Annotated in this window: 17 protein-coding genes; 9 read left to right on the forward strand and 8 right to left on the reverse strand. The window is 42.8% G+C overall.

The genetic code is table 11. The annotated features are described in order from the left end of the window. Window positions 1–28 precede the first annotated feature (28 nt). The 6 genes from MMO42_RS05315 to MMO42_RS05340 all read left to right on the forward strand — a co-directional run bounded on the left by MMO42_RS05315 (window position 29) and on the right by MMO42_RS05340 (window position 7,884). Window positions 29–1,192 carry a PQQ-dependent sugar dehydrogenase gene (locus tag MMO42_RS05315; protein WP_241319623.1) on the forward strand — a complete coding sequence of 388 codons (1,164 nt, stop codon included), beginning with the start codon at window positions 29–31 and terminating at the stop codon, window positions 1,190–1,192. Window positions 1,193–1,217: 25 nt separating this feature from the next. Beyond that, window positions 1,218–2,405 (forward strand): class C beta-lactamase, encoded by a 1,188-nt coding sequence (gene ampC / locus MMO42_RS05320; protein WP_241319624.1) that lies wholly within the window; start codon window positions 1,218–1,220, stop codon window positions 2,403–2,405. Window positions 2,406–2,487: 82 nt separating this feature from the next. Beyond that, the gene (locus tag MMO42_RS05325; RefSeq protein WP_171067499.1) at window positions 2,488–3,762 is read left to right on the forward strand and encodes a replication-associated recombination protein A; all 1,275 of its coding nucleotides are present in this window, start codon (window positions 2,488–2,490) and stop codon (window positions 3,760–3,762) included. Between the two features lie 102 nt (window positions 3,763–3,864). Further along, on the forward strand, window positions 3,865–4,749 hold the full coding sequence (yddG, locus tag MMO42_RS05330) for an aromatic amino acid DMT transporter YddG (RefSeq protein ID WP_241319625.1): 885 nt from the start codon (window positions 3,865–3,867) through the stop codon (window positions 4,747–4,749). Between the two features lie 133 nt (window positions 4,750–4,882). Next, window positions 4,883–6,001, forward strand: coding sequence for an acyltransferase (locus MMO42_RS05335; protein WP_241319626.1), 1,119 nt, complete (start codon window positions 4,883–4,885; stop codon window positions 5,999–6,001). A 143-nt stretch (window positions 6,002–6,144) separates the two neighbouring features. Then, window positions 6,145–7,884 (forward strand): amidohydrolase, encoded by a 1,740-nt coding sequence (locus MMO42_RS05340; RefSeq protein WP_241319627.1) that lies wholly within the window; start codon window positions 6,145–6,147, stop codon window positions 7,882–7,884. A gap of 43 nt (window positions 7,885–7,927) precedes the next feature. Here the strand turns inward: MMO42_RS05340 and MMO42_RS05345 are convergent, their stop codons facing one another. The 4 genes from MMO42_RS05345 to dapA all read right to left on the reverse strand — a co-directional run bounded on the left by MMO42_RS05345 (window position 7,928) and on the right by dapA (window position 12,845). Then, entirely contained in the window at window positions 7,928–10,336 is a 2,409-nt protein-coding gene (locus MMO42_RS05345) for a TonB-dependent receptor (protein ID WP_241319628.1), read from the reverse strand. A 242-nt stretch (window positions 10,337–10,578) separates the two neighbouring features. Next, entirely contained in the window at window positions 10,579–11,298 is a 720-nt protein-coding gene (purC, locus tag MMO42_RS05350) for a phosphoribosylaminoimidazolesuccinocarboxamide synthase (protein ID WP_005186090.1), read from the reverse strand. 35 nt (window positions 11,299–11,333) lie between these two features. Further along, a complete protein-coding gene (locus MMO42_RS05355) occupies window positions 11,334–11,936 on the reverse strand; it encodes a hypothetical protein (protein ID WP_005297687.1) in 603 nt (200 codons plus the stop codon). A gap of 15 nt (window positions 11,937–11,951) precedes the next feature. Further along, window positions 11,952–12,845, reverse strand: coding sequence for a 4-hydroxy-tetrahydrodipicolinate synthase (gene dapA / locus MMO42_RS05360; protein WP_241319629.1), 894 nt, complete (start codon window positions 12,843–12,845; stop codon window positions 11,952–11,954). A 290-nt stretch (window positions 12,846–13,135) separates the two neighbouring features. Here dapA and pncA point away from each other — a divergent pair, with 290 nt between their 5' ends. The 3 genes from pncA (at window position 13,136) to MMO42_RS05375 (ending at window position 15,180) form a co-directional block, all read left to right on the forward strand. Further along, a complete protein-coding gene (gene pncA / locus MMO42_RS05365) occupies window positions 13,136–13,768 on the forward strand; it encodes a bifunctional nicotinamidase/pyrazinamidase (protein WP_241319630.1) in 633 nt (210 codons plus the stop codon). Window positions 13,769–13,859: 91 nt separating this feature from the next. After that, window positions 13,860–14,324, forward strand: a complete 465-nt coding sequence (locus tag MMO42_RS05370) for an Lrp/AsnC family transcriptional regulator (protein ID WP_005147848.1) — start codon at window positions 13,860–13,862, stop codon at window positions 14,322–14,324. Between the two features lie 217 nt (window positions 14,325–14,541). Beyond that, a complete protein-coding gene (locus MMO42_RS05375) occupies window positions 14,542–15,180 on the forward strand; it encodes a YitT family protein (RefSeq protein ID WP_241319631.1) in 639 nt (212 codons plus the stop codon). Window positions 15,181–15,259: 79 nt separating this feature from the next. Here MMO42_RS05375 and glmS read toward each other — a convergent pair whose 3' ends face one another. Genes glmS through thiL form a run of 4 tightly spaced genes read right to left on the reverse strand, consistent with a single transcriptional unit; the run spans window position 15,260 to window position 19,912 of the window. After that, a complete protein-coding gene (gene glmS, locus MMO42_RS05380) occupies window positions 15,260–17,098 on the reverse strand; it encodes a glutamine--fructose-6-phosphate transaminase (isomerizing) (protein ID WP_241319632.1) in 1,839 nt (612 codons plus the stop codon). Window positions 17,099–17,110: 12 nt separating this feature from the next. Further along, window positions 17,111–18,475 carry a bifunctional UDP-N-acetylglucosamine diphosphorylase/glucosamine-1-phosphate N-acetyltransferase GlmU gene (gene glmU, locus MMO42_RS05385; RefSeq protein ID WP_241319633.1) on the reverse strand — a complete coding sequence of 455 codons (1,365 nt, stop codon included), beginning with the start codon at window positions 18,473–18,475 and terminating at the stop codon, window positions 17,111–17,113. Between the two features lie 26 nt (window positions 18,476–18,501). Further along, window positions 18,502–19,017, reverse strand: coding sequence for a phosphatidylglycerophosphatase A (locus tag MMO42_RS05390; RefSeq protein WP_241319634.1), 516 nt, complete (start codon window positions 19,015–19,017; stop codon window positions 18,502–18,504). Beyond that, the gene (gene thiL / locus MMO42_RS05395; protein WP_241319635.1) at window positions 18,995–19,912 is read right to left on the reverse strand and encodes a thiamine-phosphate kinase; all 918 of its coding nucleotides are present in this window, start codon (window positions 19,910–19,912) and stop codon (window positions 18,995–18,997) included. Before thiL ends, MMO42_RS05390 begins: the two co-directional genes overlap by 23 nt. Window positions 19,913–19,916: the final 4 nt, after the last annotated feature.

The raw sequence follows: 19,916 nt of genomic DNA on the forward strand, positions 1-19,916 counted from the left end.
GATAAGAATAAAAAGAGGGAGATATGCCATGAATAAACTGTTGATGACACCTGTGCTATACAGTGGCATTTTATTTTTGGTCGCTTGTGGTTCCAACGAAAGCAATTCCAAAACGCCAGAGCAGAATATAGCGCAACATGCTTCGAGTCAGAGCATTGCGCAAACGTATCGAACCGAGTCTGTGGCCGAATTCGATAAACCTTGGGCGATCACCAAGTTGCCTGATCAACGGTTATTGATTACGGAACGCAAAGGACAATTAAAATTATTCGATCCTAAAAGCAAAACCAGTATCGATGTAGCTGGTGTTCCAACCGTGAGTTATGGCGGGCAAGGTGGCCTAGGCGATATTATTTTACACCCCGATTTTCAGCATAATCACGAGCTGTATTTGAGCTATGCCAGCAAAGGGCAAGCTGGATATGGTGCGGAGATTGCACGCGCCACGCTGGATTTATCCAATCCTGCACAACCCAAACTCACCAATTTAAAAACCATTTGGCAGCAAGTGCCTAAGGTCTCAGGACAGGGGCATTATGGGCATCGTATGCAATTTGGACCAGATGGCAAACTGTGGGTCAGCTCGGGCGAGCGGCAGAAATTTGACCCTGCTCAGGATTTAAAAAGTAATTTAGGCAAAGTCTTGCGCTTGAATGAGGATGGAACTGCTGCGGAGGGGAATCCATTTTATCAACAGGGTGGAGTCACTGCTGAAATTTGGTCTTTAGGTCATCGTAATCCACTGGGTATGGCATTTGATGCGCAAGACCAACTGTGGGTGGTTGAAATGGGCCCTCAAGGCGGCGATGAGTTGAATCGTATTGTAAAAGGTGAAAATTATGGCTATCCCGTGGTTTCAAATGGAGATCATTATTCGGGTTTGCCCATTCCAGATCATCATACCCGTCCAGAATTTAAAGCTCCTGCAATTGATTGGACGCCTGTGATTTCACCTTCCAGCATGATCATTTATTCAGGTCAGCAGTTCCCTTTATGGCAACATAAGGCTCTCATCGGTGGTTTATCTTCGAAGGCCGTTGTGGTGGTGGACTTGAAATCTGAACCTGTACACGAAGTACAACGGCTCGATATGAAACAGCGAATTCGTGGGCTACAGCAAGCCACGGATGGTTCGATTTGGGTCATCGAAGATGGTCCGCATGCCAAGTTACTGAAACTCAGTGCTAATTAAATTTTAACTACCAGTGAAACAATCCATGAATCAGCCGAATACCTTTTCTATGACTTTAAAAAAACTATGTTTACTGACAGGATTAGTGTCTAGCAGTTCAGCACTTTGGGCTGGAACTTTGACGGAGCAACAAGTTCAAAAAATTGTAGACCAGCAGTTCAAACCATTGTTAGCACAGTATAAAATCCCTGGTATGGCGGTTGCAGTCACATTGAATGGCAAGCATTATTTCGTGAATTATGGGGTAGCGTCGAAACAAAGCCAGCAACCCATTAGTAACCATACCTTATTTGAACTTGGCTCGGTGAGTAAGACCTTTAATGCAACTTTAGCAGGTTATGCACAAGCACAAGGCCAGCTTTCATTTGCTGATCATCCTGCCAAATATTTTCCTGAACTCAAGAACACTGCGGTGAATCGTGCCACCTTACTGAATCTCGGTACCTATAGCGCAGGTGGTTTTCCTTTGCAGTTTCCTGATCAGGTGATCCAGCCACAGGATATGGTCAAGTATTTTCAAACATGGCAGCCAAAGACTAAAGTCGGTGCGGCAAGACAGTATTCCAACCCGAGTATTGGTTTGATGGGTTATGTCACGGCATTGGCGATGAAGAAACCGTATTCTGAATTATTGGAGCAAACCCTTTTCCCCCAATTGGGACTAACACAAAGTTTTGTTCAGGTACCTGAGCAACAGATGCCGAACTATGCATGGGGCTATAAAGCAGATCAAGCCATACGTGTATCACCTGGTATGTTGGATGCCGAAGCCTATGGCGTGAAAAGTAGCAGTGCGGATATGCTGAAATTTTTGGATGCACAGATCAACCCGCAGCAGTTAAAACAGCCGTTCCGCAAAGCAATAGAGAATACCCATGTGGGGTATTTTAAAGTCGGTGCGATGACACAAGGCTTGGGATGGGAGCAATATGCTTATCCCGTTAAGCTTGAAACACTGTTACAGGGCAACTCAAGTAAAATGGCCTTAGAAAGCCATACAGTTACACCAATCCAGCAGCCAAAAATTGCTTCAGCAACAACGTTCTTTAATAAAACGGGATCAAGCAATGGCTTTGGTGCGTATGCGGCCTTTATTCCACAACAAAAAATCGGGATTGTCATGTTAGCCAATACCAATTTTCCGAATCAAGAACGGATTAAAGCCAGTTATGGCGTGATGCAGCAATTGATTCAAGTGAACAGCGCGCAATAGAATGTCGCATGTCTACAGATTCAAATTGTAGATTTGCGTCAGACACAATAGACTAGGACAAAAGATCATAAAGCCAGTGATGATGTCAGATACGCATATTCCTTTACCTGAACGTTTACGCCCTCGAGACTTGTCCGAAATTATTGGACAAGATCATTTGCTAGGTGAAAACGCCCCGTTACGTCAGATGATTGATCAAGGGCACTTGCCTTCAATCATCTTTTGGGGCCCGCCAGGCGTCGGGAAGACCACGATTGCATTGTTACTGGCTCAAGCTGTGGATCGTCCTTTTATCAGCTTGTCTGCGTTGAATACGGGCGTAAAAGAGCTTCGTGAAGTGATTGCGGAAAGTGGTGACTTGTTGACACCTGTGGTATTTATTGACGAGATTCATCGCTTCAATAAATCGCAACAAGATGCCTTACTCAATGCGGTAGAGAAAGGCAAAATCACCTTGATTGGCGCAACCACAGAAAACCCATCTTTCGAGGTCAATAGTGCGTTGCTGTCCCGCTGTCAGGTGTATACCCTGAATAGTCTGGATGCAGATGCCATTCAAACCTTACTGAATAAAGCCATTCAAAGCGATAAGTTCTTGAAAGAGCGTTTTATTCAGATTGAAGAATACGATGCACTGATTCAATTCGCTGCGGGTGACGCACGTAAGGCGCTCAATCTGATTGATCTGATTGCCAGTACCTTTGAGCCTGATATTGAAAATATCGTGACCAATGCGATTGTGGTCAAAGTGGCGCAGCAAAATATTGCCCGCTATGACAAATCAGGTGAGCAGCATTACGATCTGGTTTCAGCATTTATCAAATCTATTCGTGGCAGTGATCCAGATGCGACACTGTACTGGATGGCTCGGATGCTGAAAGGTGGCGAAGATCCAGTCTTTATTGCGCGTCGTATGCTGATAGCTGCATCGGAAGACATTGGTAATTCAAATCCAAATGCCCTGTTACTGGCAGGAGAATGCTTCCGTTCAGTACAAGCGGTAGGGATGCCTGAAGCACGAATTATTTTGGGGCAATGTGCAGTTTACTTGGCGACCAGTCCGAAAAGTAACAGTACTTATTTAGCCATTAATCGAGCGTTGGAGCTGGCAGAAAAAACTGCAAATTTACCTGTGCCATTACATCTGCGTAATGCACCGACCAAGTTGATGAAACAGCAAGGTTATGGGGTGGATTATCTGTATCCGCATAATTATCCAGAGCATTTTGTGTTGCAGGACTATTTGCCGCCTGAACTACGCGGCACCAAGTTGTATGAACGAGCCTTAAATAAGCGTGAAGTTGAAGGTGAACGTTTACAACAGCGTCGTTGGCAGCAGGAACAACAACAGCAGTAAGCGATAATCTTGGGTATTCCCTCATTTTAAATTTTCCAAGGCGAAGTTCTGTTTTAAAACGAGGGGATTTTGCTTTGGTCTAAACTTTCTATTTGTATAAAAATGAACACAAAAAAAGCGACACTGGTTGGATTGATTGCGATCTTGTTATGGAGTTTGATTGTTGCTTTGATCAAGGAGGTCAGCAGTCATTTTGGCGCAGTGGGCGGTGCAGCACTGATTTACACACTGGCCTCAATTTTTCTGTTTTTCTCGGTCGGTTGGACCAGTCTCAAAAGTTTTCCCAAAACCTATCTGATCTGGGGCAGCATTTTATTTGTTGCCTATGAGGTTTGCCTGTCGCTGTCGATTGGCTATAGCAGTAATAATCGACAGGCGATTGAAGTGGGCATGGTCAATTATTTATGGCCAACCTTTACCATGGTGGCCGCGATTGTGTTTAATCAGCAAAAGGCCAATTTTCTCATTATTCCTGGTTTTATATTGTCGTTATTGGGGATCTGCTGGGTACTTGGTGGTGAGCAGGGCTTTGACCTCGCTGGAATGATGCAAAACATACAGCACAATCCACTCAGTTATGGGCTGGCATTTATTGGAACCTTGTTATGGGCGGCTTATTGCACGCTCACTGCTAGAATCGCCAAGGGCGTGAATGGCATCACTTTGTTCTTTATTCTGGTGTCGGTGGTACTTTGGATCAAGTATTTCTTGATGGGTGGGGCAGCATTTCATTTCGATTGGCCATCTTCAATTTCATTGTTTTGTGCGGCAGCAGCGATGGGCTTTGGTTATGCAGCATGGAATGTTGGAATTCTGCATGGCAATGTGACTCTATTGGCAGGCGCATCTTATTTTATTCCAGTTTTATCTGCCTTTTTCTCAGCCATTTTACTTAGCACACCACTGACAATTTCCTTTTGGTATGGTGCATTTATGGTGTGTTTGGGCTCAATTCTGTGTTGGATGTCGACACGAGTAAAGCACTAAATCGAAGTCTGGTTTGAGCTGAGTGTGGAGTAAGCATGCACCTCAATAGTCACTGTATTTTTGTAAGTGACTACTAGACACTGTAGATAAAAGGTCGCATCATCCCGCTTATCAAGGATGATCAAGCTCCACCATGACCACAAACAAAATTAATGCTGCGGAAAGTATCCGAGGTTTGGCATGTCTCGCCGTTGTGTTGTCACATCTATCACTGACTTTCTTTCCGCAACTGCATAATTTTGATGTCAGTGCAGTGCCGCAATATGATTTCTTTGCACAGTTACATCATTCACCTTTGGCTTTTTTCTATTCAGGTACAGGTGCTGTTTTTGTATTCTTTGTTTTAAGTGGATTTGTACTGACCTTATCCAGTTTTAAAAAGCAAAATACGGCGGCCCAACTGAAAACCTCCTTGATTAAGCGCTATCCGCGTTTGGCAATTCCCGCTTTTATCTCCTGTGTGATTGCCTATCTGGTTTGTTTTGTACCCGTTGATGTCTCCCATGTTTCAGAATGGGGGGCTGCATTGGCTAACCCACATCCACAACTGCGTACAGCATTGTATGAAGGCAGTATTGGTGCATTCTTATTTGGAGACTCCAGCTATAACTGGGTGCTGTGGACCATGCAAATTGAGTTACTTGGGTCGTTGGTGATTTATCTGGCCTGTTATTTTTATGGCAAATTGCCGATTCTTTGTGGCATCTTTTTGCTGTTCAGCGTGATCACGGCTTATACGATCTCGCAAACGGTCTTGTTGGGCCTGCTCAGTTTTATTCTGGGGATGGGGCTATTTCTTTATGCGGTAGAATTAAGTACGACGATTTCAATCCTGTTGTTTCTAATCGGGCTATATTTTTGTGGTGCACATAACAGCAGCGCCAGTTATCAGGTTTTTACCCAGTTTTTGGGTGAGCAAACTTATGATTACCTCAATTTCATTGGTGGTTTTTGTATTGTTTATGCTGTGCTGAAAGGCAAGTGGTTAGCGCAATTTTTTGATCAGCGTTTTCTAGTGTTTCTCGGCAAGATTTCATTTTCGATTTATCTGCTCCATCTTGCTGTGCTTTATGCTTTGGGTATTCCATTGTTTAATCTATTCCATGTGCAATTACAGTTGTCTTATCTCAATGCAGCTCTGTTGGCGAGTGTATTGACTGTGCTGCTGAGTGTTGCATTGGCTCAACCTTATAGTCGTTATGTTGATGATATTGCGATTAAAGCATCGAATAAACTGGCAAAAATGTTTTAACCGATCTGCCAGATCTGTGCATGTCAGATGTTAAGCAAGGAAAAATTGACCAATCATTACAAAAATAATTCATAAATGCTTTCTATCACATGCGGAATCAGTTCTAATCAAAAAAGACATAATAAAAATATGGATTTCAATATATGAACCGCACTTATCTGAATCGATTGACGTTATTCACTTCTATATCAGTGGCGATCGCAGGCTGCGCGACGACATCAATGCCAATCGCACCCACTGAACAGCTGTTTTATGGCGGCTCAATTTTAACCATGTCGGGCAATGCACCTGAATACGTAGAAGCACTTTTAGTGAAAGATGGCAAAATTCGTTTTGTCGGCTCTAAACAGGAGGCTGAACGCTTGGCGGATAAAAATGTTCAATCTATTGATTTAAAAAATAAAACTTTATTGCCGAGCTTTATTGATGCGCATAGCCATGTAAATATGGTTGGTTTTCATCAAATGGTGGCTAATCTTTACCCGATGCCTGATGGTCAAGTGTCTGACATAGATTCGCTGGTGAAAGTATTAAGCACATGGAAAACGCAAAATCCAACTGTGATTAAAACCATGGGTGGTTGGATCTTGGGCAATGGCTATGATGATGCACAATTAAAACAGCAACGTCATCCGACGGCAACGGATCTTGATCGTGTATCTAAAGACCAACCGGTGATGATTTTGCATCAATCTGGGCATTTGGCTTCGGTCAATCATAAAGCACTTGAGCTGCTCAATATCAATCAAAATACGCCAAATCCAGAGGGTGGCGTGATTCGCCGTGAAGCCAATTCTAATGTGCCCAATGGTGTGCTGGAAGAGTCCGCTTTATTTACAGCGATTGGCTCAATCTTTAAAGATGTACCGCCAGCGGTGATGTTCCAGATTGCAGAAAAAGGTATTGATGCCTACGTGAGAAATGGGTTTACCACGGTACAAGAAGGACGCGCTGATCAAGGCACCACTGAAATGTGGCATGCTTTAGCCAAGCAGAGTCGGCTGCCAATCGATGTTGTTTCTTATCCCGATATCACCACCAGCCAAGACTATATGCTGAAACAGGGCAGTAGTCGCCAGTATGATCATCATTTCCGTATTGGTGGCGTCAAAATTAGTTTGGATGGTTCACCTCAAGGCAAGACCGCTTGGCTCACTCAGCCTTATTTAGTTCCACCTGAAGGCAAAGATAAGACCTACAAGGGCTATCCTGCCATGAGTAATGATCAGCAGGTCAAGGACTATATTAATGTTGCGTTTAAGCAAGGCTGGCAGGTACTTGCGCATGCCAATGGTGATGCAGCGATTGATCAATTTATTGGGGCTGTGAAAGATGCCACAGCAAAACAAGGCCAAGCAGATCGACGCAGTGTGTTGATACACTCGCAAACCATTCGTAATGATCAGCTGGATCAGCTCAAAGCACTTGATATTATTCCGTCATTTTTCTCCTTACATACTTTTTATTGGGGGGACTGGCATCGTCAGCAAACCTTAGGTGAAAGCAGAGCTGCACATATTTCACCAACAGCGGCGGCTTTAAAAAAGAATCTGATCTTTACGGAGCATCATGATGCGCCTGTTGTACCACCAAGTAGTATGATGATGCTGGATGCGACGGTAAATCGAGTCACACGTAGCAATTATGTCTTAGGTGCAGAGGAGCGAGTAAGCCCTTATCAGGCATTAAAGTCGATGACAGACTGGGCAGCGTATCAATATTTTGAGGATCAGACCAAGGGCACTTTAACGCAGGGTAAGCTTGCTGACTTGGTGATTTTAGATCAGAATCCACTGACGATACCAAGTCGACAAATTAAAAATATTAAGGTGTTGGCAACCTATAAAGAAGGCAAACTGATTTATCAGGATTCGAACAATTAAAGGCATAAAAAAACCGAGCTAGATTGCTCGGTTTTTTTAATTATTACCAACGATAATTGATTTTGCCGTAATAGAACGCGCCATTAAAACCAAAAGGCGAGAACTGGCTATAAGGCAAACTACCGCCAGTCGGTTGGTTAATATCGTAGACATCTTTATCAGGATAAACATCGGTAATATTGTCGCCACCGACGGTAAAGTTCCAGTTCTGATATTGGTAAGAAAGTGCTAAATCCAGTAACCATTTTGCCGAGAATTTCTGGTCTTTGGCTTCGCCTGCATTGCTAAATGTTTTAAAGCTGCCATAGCGCGTGACATTGGTATTCACGCTAAAATTTCCGAGCTTATAATCATTGGCCAAGCTCAATTTATGTTCAGGTGTACTACCAGCCAATAAACCGTATTGCTCGCGACGGTCAAGACGAGTGAGGTTAATACCCAACGCATCTAAGATAGCTGGGTTTCCATCTACATGGGTCACTTTATTTTTATTGTAGTTATAAGCCAGTGAGGTATTCAGTTCCCCATAAGGCAATGTATTCCATTTATAGGTGGCAACTAAGTCAACGCCACGCGTGCGGGTATCGCTGGCATTGTTGAAATAACGAATGGTGCTGAAGTTGGTGTCAGTAATGCCTTTTGAATTCAGGTATTGGCGAACGGCAGCACTGCTGGCACTGATATTGGAAGACAGACTAATTCGATTATCAATGTCGATTTGATAAGCATCCAAAGTCACATATAGTTGATCGGTTGGGGTAAAAACAAAACCAACACTGTAGTTTTTGGATTTCTCTGGTCTAAGCTCTTCAGCACCCAATAGTTGAGCAACTTGAGACGTCGTTGGGAAGGTGCCTGCTTCAGCAAATTGACCATTGATCAGTTGTGAGGAGGTTTGGGCAAAGTATTGCTGGGCAAGACTCGGTGCGCGGAAACCTGTAGAGGCACTACCACGTACCGCAATTGCGGGATGAATCGCATAACGCAACGATAGTGATGCATTATTGGTACGGCCAAAATCATTGTAATATTCATGACGATACGCGGTAGATGCTGAGAGTTTTTCGGTTAAATTGGTTTCTAAATCAAGATAGGCGGCATAACTGTCTCTTGACCATTCACCTGCATCGGCTGATCGATAACCTGCGAGCCCTGAAGAACCACTTTTATAATAGGACGCGGGATCACCTGCTTGAATTTGATATTTCTGATTTAGATATTGTGTCCCAAACGCAACATTCAGTGGGCTGGCGAGTGCTGCAAGATTAAATTCTCGAGAAACATCGAAATTCACCACAGTTTGAGCATTCTTCAGTGTGCCATTTTGAAAGCCGAAAGGTGTTGTGGCTGTATCTTTATAGAGATCGACGTTGATGGTCTTGGTATCGACATCATAACGATTCAAGCCATAGTTCACCGAGGCGTCATAATGCCACTCTGACCAATCACCTTTTAAACCGGCAACCACACCAAAATCATCGAGTTGACCTTGTATGATCGGTAGATAGCCATTGGGAAACAGGGCAGGCACATTATTAGAGGCATTGCTTAAACGGTAGAATCCAGCAGTTTCTGCATTGCGATGGCTATAGGTCGCAAAAGAATATAGCTCAGCATTATCACTGAGGTCATAACCTAAGTTAAAGGCTGCTTTGACTTCATCGGAATCTGGGTCGCCAAAACGGAAAGTTTTTTGCCCATAGGTCGTTGAGGTTGGATCACGCAAGTCAGGCCCTGCACGATTGGTGGCTTGGCTATCTTGCCATTCACCACTAAAGATTGCATAACCGTAATTATTCAGTTTGGTACCACCTGAAACAAAAGACTGTTTTTGTTCGCCATCACCTTTGTCATAAATCCCGTATTTGATGCCTGCCTCATTCTGTTTGGGATTGGATTTCAGAATAATATTAATCACACCTGCAATTGCATCGGAGCCATAACGTGCCGATGCGCCTTCACGCAGTACTTCGACACGGCTAATTGCTGAAATGGGAATTGCATTTAAGTCGGTAGGCGCTGAGCCCCGACCAATGGTACCGCCCAGATTAATAAAGGCACCTGTGTGACGACGTTTTCCGTTGACCAAAACCAGCACCTGATCCGGTGCAAGTCCTTTTAGCTGTGCTGGTCGTACCAATTCAGTGCCATCGACGACTGTAGGACGCGGAAAGTTAATCGAAGGAATAATCCTTGATAATGCTGTGCCGAGTTCATTGGAGCCAGTACGTTCAGTGAGTTCTTTGGCGCTAATTACGTCAATCGGCTGTAAGGATTCTGTTTGGGAACGATTGTTAGCACGGGTTCCTGTGACGACAATGGTTGCGAGTGTTTTTACCTGTTCAGGTTCTATCGGATGGTTTTCATTTGCATGCGCATTGCTATAAAGGGCAAATAGAATCAGGCTAGTACCCAGACTTAAAGGAAAATTTTTTAAAATAGGCGTATTCATTTTGATCTTCTGACTCAAATTCTGTAAACATTTGTGAACATGGTAGGAGGATCAAAAAAAATTCAAAAACAATATAAAAACATAAGATTAGAATAAAACTCGCAAAGCTATCGCTGTGAATTTTAAGTTGATGATTTATATGGTTTTGATATTTAAAATGAAGTTGTTCATTTTTGAATAGGCAATAAAAAACCAGCCCGATTGAGCTGGTATTTTTAAGCGTGCTAAATGCTTAGATAGACTTAGATATTGTCTAAGTTAATGCCTAAACGTGCAGCAACTTCTTCATAAGCTTCAACCACACCACCTAAACCTTGGCGGAAACGGTCTTTATCAAGTTTTTTCTTAGTGTCTTTGTCCCATAAACGGCAACCATCTGGAGAGAATTCATCTCCCAGTACGATACGGTCATGGAATACGCCGAATTCAAGTTTAAAATCAACCAGAATCATATTACCTGCGTCAAATAATGCTTTAAGCACATCATTCACTTGGTAAGTGAGTTCTTTCATTTTTTCAAGTTGTTCCGCTGTTGCCCAACCTAAAGCTATCGCTTGAGATTCGTTCACCATTGGATCGCCAAGTGCATCATCTTTAAAGAATAATTCAAATGTTGGCGGTGTTAATTCTTTACCTTCTTCAACGCCTAAACGACGGCAAAGTGAACCAGCAGCATAGTTACGAATGACACATTCAACTGGGATCATCTGAAGTTTTTTAACCAATACTTCAGTTGGAGAAAGTAACTTCTCAAAATGCGTTTCGATACCCGCTTCAGCCAGTTTTTCCATGATGAAGGCGTTAAAACGGTTGTTGACCTTGCCCTTACGATCGAGTTGCTCAATTTTTTCGCCATTAAATGCCGAGGCATCATCACGAAAGACCAAAATCAGGTGATCAGCGTTATCTGTCTCGTATACAGATTTTGCTTTACCAGTATAGAGCAAGGTTTGTTTTAACATGGAGGAACCTTTTGAAAAATATGCCTAGTAAACGACTAGGCTGGCCAATTTTGGTAAATCTGGGCTAACACTTCAGTTGCAACTTTAGGATCGGCAAAGGTCGTGTCGAGTTTGAAGAGGGCAATGGTATTGCTTGAGCCAACAGCAGAAAGCTTCAATACATAGCTTTGATTATCGACCTGAATGGTTGCCTCATAGCCATGATCTGCTTGAGAGATGACTTTGTAGTTGAGGCTGCTGACCGTTGCAAAGGTATATTGCCAAGCACTTGCTGTTGGACCTTCCACTTTAAGTAACGGATTTTTATTGCCATCCATCACCAGTTGTGGACGACCCAAGCTGGTTGCTGTCGCTTCAGTAGTATTGGTTGCGGCTTGCATTGACTCTGGGCGAGGTAATGCGTAACGGTTGCCAGTCTTGCTCTCAAATGTTGGCGCATGCTGAATCGCAAGTGGATCAACCGTTGGTGCTGGATACAAAGGCGTGAATGGTCTTACCGTTGCATTCTCAGGGAACTTGAGTGGTTCAAGCGCTTGCGCTTTTTTATAATCTAAAGAATGATTATTGAGGGCAAAACGACCACAACCAGCCAAACTTAAAGCTGAAATGACTAGGACAACACCAAGACGTAATTGCATCATAAATTGCTCGTATTAAATAATGCCCGCAGTTTTTAAATCTGTGCGGAGCGGTTCACGATATTGTTCTGCGAGAGCGGTTAGTGGCAGGCGTAAACCTGTACTAATGTATCCCATCTCATGCAACGCCCATTTCACAGGAATTGGGTTTGATTCGCAAAACAAAATATTGTGTAGATTTGCAATTTGTTGATTCAGACTTTGCGCTTTTGCTTTATCACCCGCCAAGGCAGCTTCACAAACGTCGCTCATTTGTTTTGGTGCAACATTGGCTGTAACCGAAATATTACCTTTGGCACCCAATAAAATCAGTTCCCAAGCAGTTTCGTCATCGCCTGAGTAAACCGCGATTTTGTCATTTAAACCTTCGATGAGGGCTTGACCACGTGGTACATCACCTGTTGCATCTTTAATCCCAACAATGTTTTTAACATCAGCAAGACGAATCACGGTCTCATTTTGCATGTCGACACCAGTACGACCTGGAACATTATAAAGAATTTGTGGAATATCAACTGCTTCAGCGATAGCTTTGTAGTGTTGATATAAGCCTTCTTGTGTTGGTTTATTATAATATGGCGTAACGAGCAATGCCGCATCAGCACCGAGCTCTTTGGCTGCTTTAGTGAGTTCGATTGCTTCGTGAGTTGAGTTTGCACCTGTACCCGCGATAATTGGGATGCGTTTATTGGCTACACGAATCACTTCTTTGATGACCTGTGTGTGCTCGTCCATGCTTAATGTAGACGCTTCGCCCGTTGTGCCAACAGCAACAATACTATGTGTACCTTGTTGGATGTGCCACTCAACGAGCTTCTCAAGGCTCTTCCAATCTACGCGACCATCTTCAAACATAGGGGTGACGAGTGCGACAATTGAACCTTGAATATTCTGTGCTAGCTGAGTCATTTTAAAAAACTATCCTATTTTCCCATCCGAGATTGAATTAGTTGAAACGAAATATTGGATGGTTGCAGTATTTTGATTCGCCGTTCAATAATGAATTCGATTGAATGACAATTATGCAAATTATGACTGATCGGCGGCATAAGAACAATATGCTTTAGTCAAACAGCCGAAAACTTTCATTCATCTTTGTCCTGAATGATTTTCATCTTATGAAAAGTTGACGGATGGCTAGTCAGACGACAATAGGCAGCGTATGGTGTAGCAAGAAGCGATCTAGATTGAATAATGAGATGCAGACAGACTCGAAACGCAGCGCCCTAATTGTCGTCGACGTACAAAACGGATTTACCCCTGGTGGAAACTTGGCAGTCACTGCGGCTGATCAGATTATCCCACTCATTAATCAACTGGCATGCCAGTTTGACACAGTTGTACTAACGCAAGACTGGCATCCTGATCAGCATATTTCCTTTGCTGATAATCATGAAAATAAACAGCCATTTGAAACCATTGAGTTGCCGTACGGAACTCAAGTGTTATGGCCAAGACATTGCGTACAAGGCACACACGATGCCGAATTTCACCCTGATCTTGATATCCCAACGGCACAATTGATTATCCGTAAAGGCTTTCATGCCGAGATTGATAGTTATTCTGCCTTTATGGAAGCGGATCGCAGAACACCGACGGGTCTTAAAGGCTATTTAACCGAACATCAAATTGATACGGTCTATATCGTAGGGATTGCCACAGACTTTTGTGTAGCATGGACAGCCTTAGATGCCGCACAAATGGGATTTAAAACCTATGTGATTGAAGATGCCTGTAAAGCGATTGATTTAAATGGTTCATTGCAAAGCGCATGGCAAAGCATGTTAGAACAAGGGATTCAGCGCATTCAATCGACTGCAATTTTGCCATAAGCTTGAGCTGCTTGATCTAAAGACGTTAAACTTCTAAAACTGATGTAGCAGCATCAGTGAAACCATGACTTAAGGCAAAATTGAGCATTTTATGACAGTCGAACTTGATGATTTTGATCAGAAAATTATTCATCATTTACAAATGAATGGACGTTTGGCCAATCAGGAACTCGCTGAATTGGTAGGTTTGTCGACCTCACAATGTTCACGCCGTCGAGTTAATCTCGAGCAGAAAAAAATTATTACAGGCTATTATGCACAAATTGCATTGAGTGCAGACCCAGCGCCGATTATGGGCATTATTGAAGTGAAATTGCAGAATTACCATGACGCAACGCATGATCGTTTTGTTGAATTTCTGATGCATGAGCCTGCGGTGAAAGATATTCATAAACTGACGGGGAGTTATGATTTTGCACTGAAAGTCGCGGTTAAAAACTTGGATGAAATGGTTAAGCTGATCGGGATTCTGTCTTCACAAAATTTTGGGGTGAGTAATCTGAACACCTCTATCGTGCTTGAAAAGTTAAAAGAAAACGGGATTGCGATTAAATAAATACAAGCTTGATCTGCTGAAATCACATTTAAAATAACAGGGCTGGTCAAGTAAAAGGGGTAGATTATTCGAATTGGCGTATTTTGAATATAAATTGCATTTATGGCAAAAATATAAGAATAAATTGCGAAATATTAATAAAAATGATCAAATATGCCATGTCTTTCTTTGAAAGCATTCTCTCCCTTCTGTTGTTCTCCTATTGAGTTGTACTGTTATGAATACCGATCAGAATGTATCTTTGGTCAGTCCAGTCGTGCCTATAATCGACCAACACTCCAAGATTGAAGATGCATTGGCAATGTTGATCGGGACATTTATTCTTTCTTTTGCCATGACGTTACTCCAGCAAGCAGGGATTATGACGGGTGGTACAGCGGGCTTATCTTTATTGCTGCACTATATTACCGACATTAAATTTGGTGTTTTGTTTTTCCTGATCAATATCCCATTTTACTATTTCGCCTATAAAAAAATGGGTATTGCGTTGGTGGTAAAAACTTTTATCGCAGTTGCATTATTGGCTGGTTTTACTGAAATTATTCCGCAATTTTTTCATCTTTCGGATGTAAATCCAATTTATGCGACCATTTTTGCCAATGTGTTGATGGGGGTAAGTTTTTTAATTCTGTTTAGACATCGTTCTAGTCTAGGAGGTATTAATTTACTGGCTTTGTATTTGCAGGAGCGCTTTCACATCGCAGCAGGAAAAGTACAGTTGGGCATTGATCTGATCATCTTGTTAGCTTCGTTGTTCTTTGTGGACTGGAAATTAATTCTAATTTCAATTTTAGGTGTGATTATTCTCAATTCGATTGTTTTACTGAATCATAAAAGTTCAAGATACATGGCTTAAACCTAAGATTTTTATTCTAATTCACTAAAAATATAATAAAAAACTCGAAGAAGGGCGAACCCTCCTTCGAGTTAAAATATTATTCTACCGTTACACTCTTAGCGAGGTTACGTGGCTGATCGACATCAGTGCCGCGTAAAACAGCAACATGGTAAGACAACAGCTGTACTGGTACGCTATAAACAATCGGCGCTAACCACTCATTTACCGCAGGGATATGTACAACATGTTGACGGTCTTTGCCATGAATACCACTGTTCTCATCTGCAAAAACAAATAGTTCACCACCACGTGCCTGTACTTCTTCCATATTCGATTTGAGTTTATCGAGCATGTCATCTTGAGGTGCCAAAATAACCACTGGCATTTCATTATCCACCAAAGCAAGTGGACCATGCTTCAACTCACCCGCTGCATAACCTTCGGCATGAATATACGAAATTTCTTTCAGTTTCAATGCGCCTTCAAGTGCGATTGGGAAGTGTGTTCCACGACCCAAGAATAAGCAGTGATTCTTCTCAACAAACAATGCCGATAAACGCAGAATTTCAGTATCACCTTGCAAGGTATCTAAAATCACTTTCGGGCAGTGCCATAAGGCAGTGGTAATTTCATTCAGCTGGGCATCAGACAAGCGATTTTTGACTTGACCAACTTTCAGGATTAATAACATCAATGCCGCAAGTTGCGTGGTAAATGCTTTGGTTGAAGCAACCCCAATTTCAGGGCCAGCAAGGGTAAGCAAATGATGATCTGTTTCACGCACCATTGATGAGGTTGCAACGTTACAAATCGTCATGGTGCTGATGTCAATGTTGCTTGCCTTGGCACGTTTTTGGGTTTCACGTAACGCAGCTAACGTATCGGCTGTTTCACCAGATTGTGAAATACAGATATACAAGGTATTGGCAACAATTACAGGCGTGCGATAACGGAATTCACTGGCAATCTCAACTTGGCAAGGCACACCAATCAGTTGTTCAAACCAATATTTGGCAATCATCCCTGCATGGTAACTGGTACCGCAGGCAATGATTTGGATTTGCTGAATTTTGGCAAAATCAGCATTGGCATGGCTGAGGAAATCTTCACGTAAGCTGTTGCCATTCAATGCTTGAGAAATGGTTTGTTGAATTGCTTCTGGTTGCTCGTAAATTTCCTTGAGCATGAAGTGCTTATATTCACCCTTAGATACATTGCTAACAGTTGCATCTAACTCTTTGACTGGACGCTCAACACGTTGACCCTTTGCAAAAACTTCGATGCTGGTACGTGTGAGGCGAGCGATATCACCCTCTTCTAAATACACGAAGCGATTGGTGACGGGTAATAAAGCCAATTGGTCAGAGCTGATAAAGTTTTCACCAATACCCACACCAATCACTAATGGTGAACCTTCACGAACAGTAATCAGTTCATCTGGATGTGCAGTGTGAACAATCCCTAATGCAAAAGCACCTTTCAGCTGAGGAATCACTTTCTGTACAGCTTCCAACAGGCTATCGGTTTGCTTCAACGCATCATTGACAAGGTGTGCAACAACTTCGGTATCGGTTTGTGAACTAAACACATAGCCTAAAGCTTGTAGTTCATCTTTGAGTTCTTGGTAGTTCTCAATAATCCCGTTATGAACCACAGCTACATTGCCTGAAACGTGCGGATGCGCATTATTTTCAGTCGGTTTACCGTGGGTTGCCCAACGTGTGTGTGCAATCCCGACATTTCCAGTTAAGTGCTGTTCTGACACCGCTTCAGCCAAGTTGGCGACTTTACCAACACGACGTTCACGTAGGATTTTTTGATTATTTAATAAAGCTAAGCCTGCCGAGTCATAGCCACGGTATTCAAGACGTTTGAGTCCTTCAATAAGAATATCGGTTACACAACGTTCAGCAACGCCACCAACAATACCACACATAATTTTATCCTCTTATTTTTTCAGCTTTTGGGGACGTTGATAATTTGCTTTTTCAAACTGTTTTGATCGTTCGACAGCTAAACTATGCTCAGCCACATCTCGGGTGAGTGTTGATCCTGCACCTGTTGTTGCGCCTTGACCAATTCTGATTGGTGCAACCAATGCGTTATTGGTGCCAATAAATACATTGTCTTCGATAATGGTACGATGTTTATTCGCACCATCATAATTACAAGTAATGGTGCCTGCACCAATATTACAGCCCGCACCAATATCAGCATCACCTAGATAGGTGAAGTGATTGGCTTTGGAACCGAGTCCGATATTTGAATTTTTCACTTCAACGAAGTTGCCAATATGCACTTCATTGGCAAGATTGGCACCTGGACGTAAACGCGCGAAAGGACCAATTTGAGCACTTTCACCAACCACTGCATTTTCAAAAATGCTATAGGGTTGAACTTTGGTGCCCGCAGCAATACGGGTATTTTTTAAAATACATCCTGCGCCGAGTTGTACGTTATCGCCCAGTTCACAGTCACCTTCGATGATGACATTGACATCAATTTGTACGTCTTGACCGCATTTTAAACTACCACGTAAATCAAAGCGATTTGGATCAATCAGGTGAACACCTTGTAACATCAATTCTTTAGCTTGCTGCTGCTGGAATTGACGTTCCAAGGTAGCAAGTTGCAAGCGGTTATTCACACCCTCAACCTCAAACGCTAGCTCTGGTTCAACTGAGGCAACTTCTAGGCCATCTGCAATTGCCATCGCGACAATATCGGTGAGGTAGTATTCACCTTGCGCATTTTCATTTGAAAGTTGAGGCAACCATTCATGCAGTTTTGCATTACTGACACAATAAATGCCTGTATTAAATTCTTTAATTTGGCGTTGTTCTTCGTTGGCATCTTTATGTTCAACAATAGCTTGAATTTTACCATCTTTGCGAACAATACGACCATAACCGGTTGCATCATCTACAGTGAGCGTCACTAAGCCAATGCCTGTTTGAGCTGATGCATCCAATAGTTTTTGTAGGGTATCTGCCTGAATGCAGGGTACATCGCCTGATAAAATCAGTGAAACACCTTCTTGCGGTAAAACGGGCAAAGTCATTTGCACGGCATGACCTGTTCCAAGTTGTTCTGCTTGTTCAACCCATTCGATTTGTTCGGCAGCAAAGCTTTGTTTAACCAGTTCACCGCCGTGCCCGTAAATGGTAATAATATTTTGGGCATGGAGTTTTTTTGCCGTTTGAATGACATGTCCAAGCAGTGGACGACCTGCAAGTGGTTGTAATACTTTAGGTAGTTGTGAACGCATTCGCGTTCCTTTCCCTGCTGCAAGAATAATAACAGTTGTTGACATAACTAACTCTAATTCAATGGCTTAAGTCAAAATAAAAAATAAAAAATAAAAAGACAGAGTGCTGCCCAAATTCCCGCAATGACGTCATCTAGCATAATTCCGAAGCCGCCAGATACTTTTTGATCTGCCCAACTAATTGGAAACGGTTTCCAGACATCAAATATACGGAATAATACGAATCCAACAATGACCCATAGCCAATTCATTTGCTGTAAATACAGCAAAGGTAATAGGGTAATTGATTGACCAGCAAACTCATCCCAAACAATACGCCCGTCATCATGAACATTGATGACTTTTGCAGTATGCCCACAGATATAAATGCCAATCAAAGACATCAATATGATCACAATCAGGCTTGCTGACAAGCCAAGGTACGACCATAGGGGGACAAATAACAGCGCAAAGGCAGAACCAAAAGTTCCAGGTGCTTTAGGTGCTAAACCAGAGCCAAAACCGACACCGCAGAATACGATGAAGCGGTCAAACCAAGTCATTTGGCTAAAGTGAATGGGAGGTTTATGCAAAGTGTTGGTATCCATGAACATGTAATGGGTGTGCTTTGCCCATATACTCAAATAACAATCCAGTTTGTTGGGTAATTTCGCCGATTATTGTAAGCGGAACATCTAATTGTTGTCGCGACAGTTCTTTCAAGTTTTGCGGTGATATTGTAAAGCATAATTCGTAATCATCACCACCTGCAAGTGCATAATGCCAAGCCTGTTGCAAATCCAGTTGTTTGAGTGATGGATCTATCGGAAGCTGATCAAGCTGTAATTTGGCACCCACATTGGATGCTTTGAGAATATGTCCCAAGTCTTGGGCCAATCCATCTGAAACATCAATCATACTGGAGGCGAGCCCTTTGAGCTGTTGTCCGAGCTGGCAGCGTGGGGTTGGGTAGTCTAGGCGGTGCTGTAAGGCATGGCCGAGATGCTGTAATCCAAAGGCTGCATCACCCACTTGCCCACTCACACAAATATAGTCGCCAATTTGAGCGCCTGCACGTGTGATGGCCTGACCGTGTTCAATCCAGCCTAAGGCCGTCACACTGATGGTCAATTGAGCACTTTGCGTGGTATCACCACCAATCAGGCCGACACCGAACTGATCGCAGCAATCAAACAAGCCCTGACTAAATCCAGCCAGCCAGTCATGATCAACCTTCGGGAGACTAAGCGCGAGTAAAATACTATGCGGTTTTGCTCCCATTGCCGCTAAGTCCGATAAATTGACAGCCACACTTTTCCAGCCGATGGCATGAGCAGGAGTATCTAAGGGGAAATGACGGCCAGCAACCAGTGTATCTGCACAGATCACCAATTGTTGTGAAGGAGGGGGGGTAACGATGGCTGAGTCATCACCGATGCCTAAACTGACATCAGATTTTGATGCGCGTTTAAAGTAACGTTCAATAATGGAAAACTCAGCCATGCAA

The organism is Acinetobacter sp. ANC 3882 (assembly GCF_022549545.1).
Classification (GTDB): Bacteria; Pseudomonadota; Gammaproteobacteria; order Pseudomonadales; family Moraxellaceae; genus Acinetobacter.

Coding starts and splice junctions, on each gene's coding strand:
- MMO42_RS05325 (WP_171067499.1), top strand. CDS start 2,488: ATGTCAGATACGCATATTCCTTTACCTGAACGTTTACGCCCTCGAGAC.
- MMO42_RS05315 (WP_241319623.1), top strand. CDS start 29: ATGAATAAACTGTTGATGACACCTGTGCTATACAGTGGCATTTTATTT.
- MMO42_RS05370 (WP_005147848.1), top strand. CDS start 13,860: ATGACAGTCGAACTTGATGATTTTGATCAGAAAATTATTCATCATTTA.
- MMO42_RS05355 (WP_005297687.1), bottom strand. CDS start 11,936: ATGCAATTACGTCTTGGTGTTGTCCTAGTCATTTCAGCTTTAAGTTTG.
- MMO42_RS05345 (WP_241319628.1), bottom strand. CDS start 10,336: ATGAATACGCCTATTTTAAAAAATTTTCCTTTAAGTCTGGGTACTAGC.
- thiL (WP_241319635.1), bottom strand. CDS start 19,912: ATGGCTGAGTTTTCCATTATTGAACGTTACTTTAAACGCGCATCAAAA.
- dapA (WP_241319629.1), bottom strand. CDS start 12,845: ATGACTCAGCTAGCACAGAATATTCAAGGTTCAATTGTCGCACTCGTC.
- purC (WP_005186090.1), bottom strand. CDS start 11,298: ATGTTAAAACAAACCTTGCTCTATACTGGTAAAGCAAAATCTGTATAC.
- yddG (WP_241319625.1), top strand. CDS start 3,865: ATGAACACAAAAAAAGCGACACTGGTTGGATTGATTGCGATCTTGTTA.
- glmS (WP_241319632.1), bottom strand. CDS start 17,098: ATGTGTGGTATTGTTGGTGGCGTTGCTGAACGTTGTGTAACCGATATT.
- pncA (WP_241319630.1), top strand. CDS start 13,136: ATGCAGACAGACTCGAAACGCAGCGCCCTAATTGTCGTCGACGTACAA.
- MMO42_RS05375 (WP_241319631.1), top strand. CDS start 14,542: ATGAATACCGATCAGAATGTATCTTTGGTCAGTCCAGTCGTGCCTATA.
- glmU (WP_241319633.1), bottom strand. CDS start 18,475: ATGTCAACAACTGTTATTATTCTTGCAGCAGGGAAAGGAACGCGAATG.
- MMO42_RS05390 (WP_241319634.1), bottom strand. CDS start 19,017: ATGGATACCAACACTTTGCATAAACCTCCCATTCACTTTAGCCAAATG.
- ampC (WP_241319624.1), top strand. CDS start 1,218: ATGAATCAGCCGAATACCTTTTCTATGACTTTAAAAAAACTATGTTTA.
- MMO42_RS05340 (WP_241319627.1), top strand. CDS start 6,145: ATGAACCGCACTTATCTGAATCGATTGACGTTATTCACTTCTATATCA.
- MMO42_RS05335 (WP_241319626.1), top strand. CDS start 4,883: ATGACCACAAACAAAATTAATGCTGCGGAAAGTATCCGAGGTTTGGCA.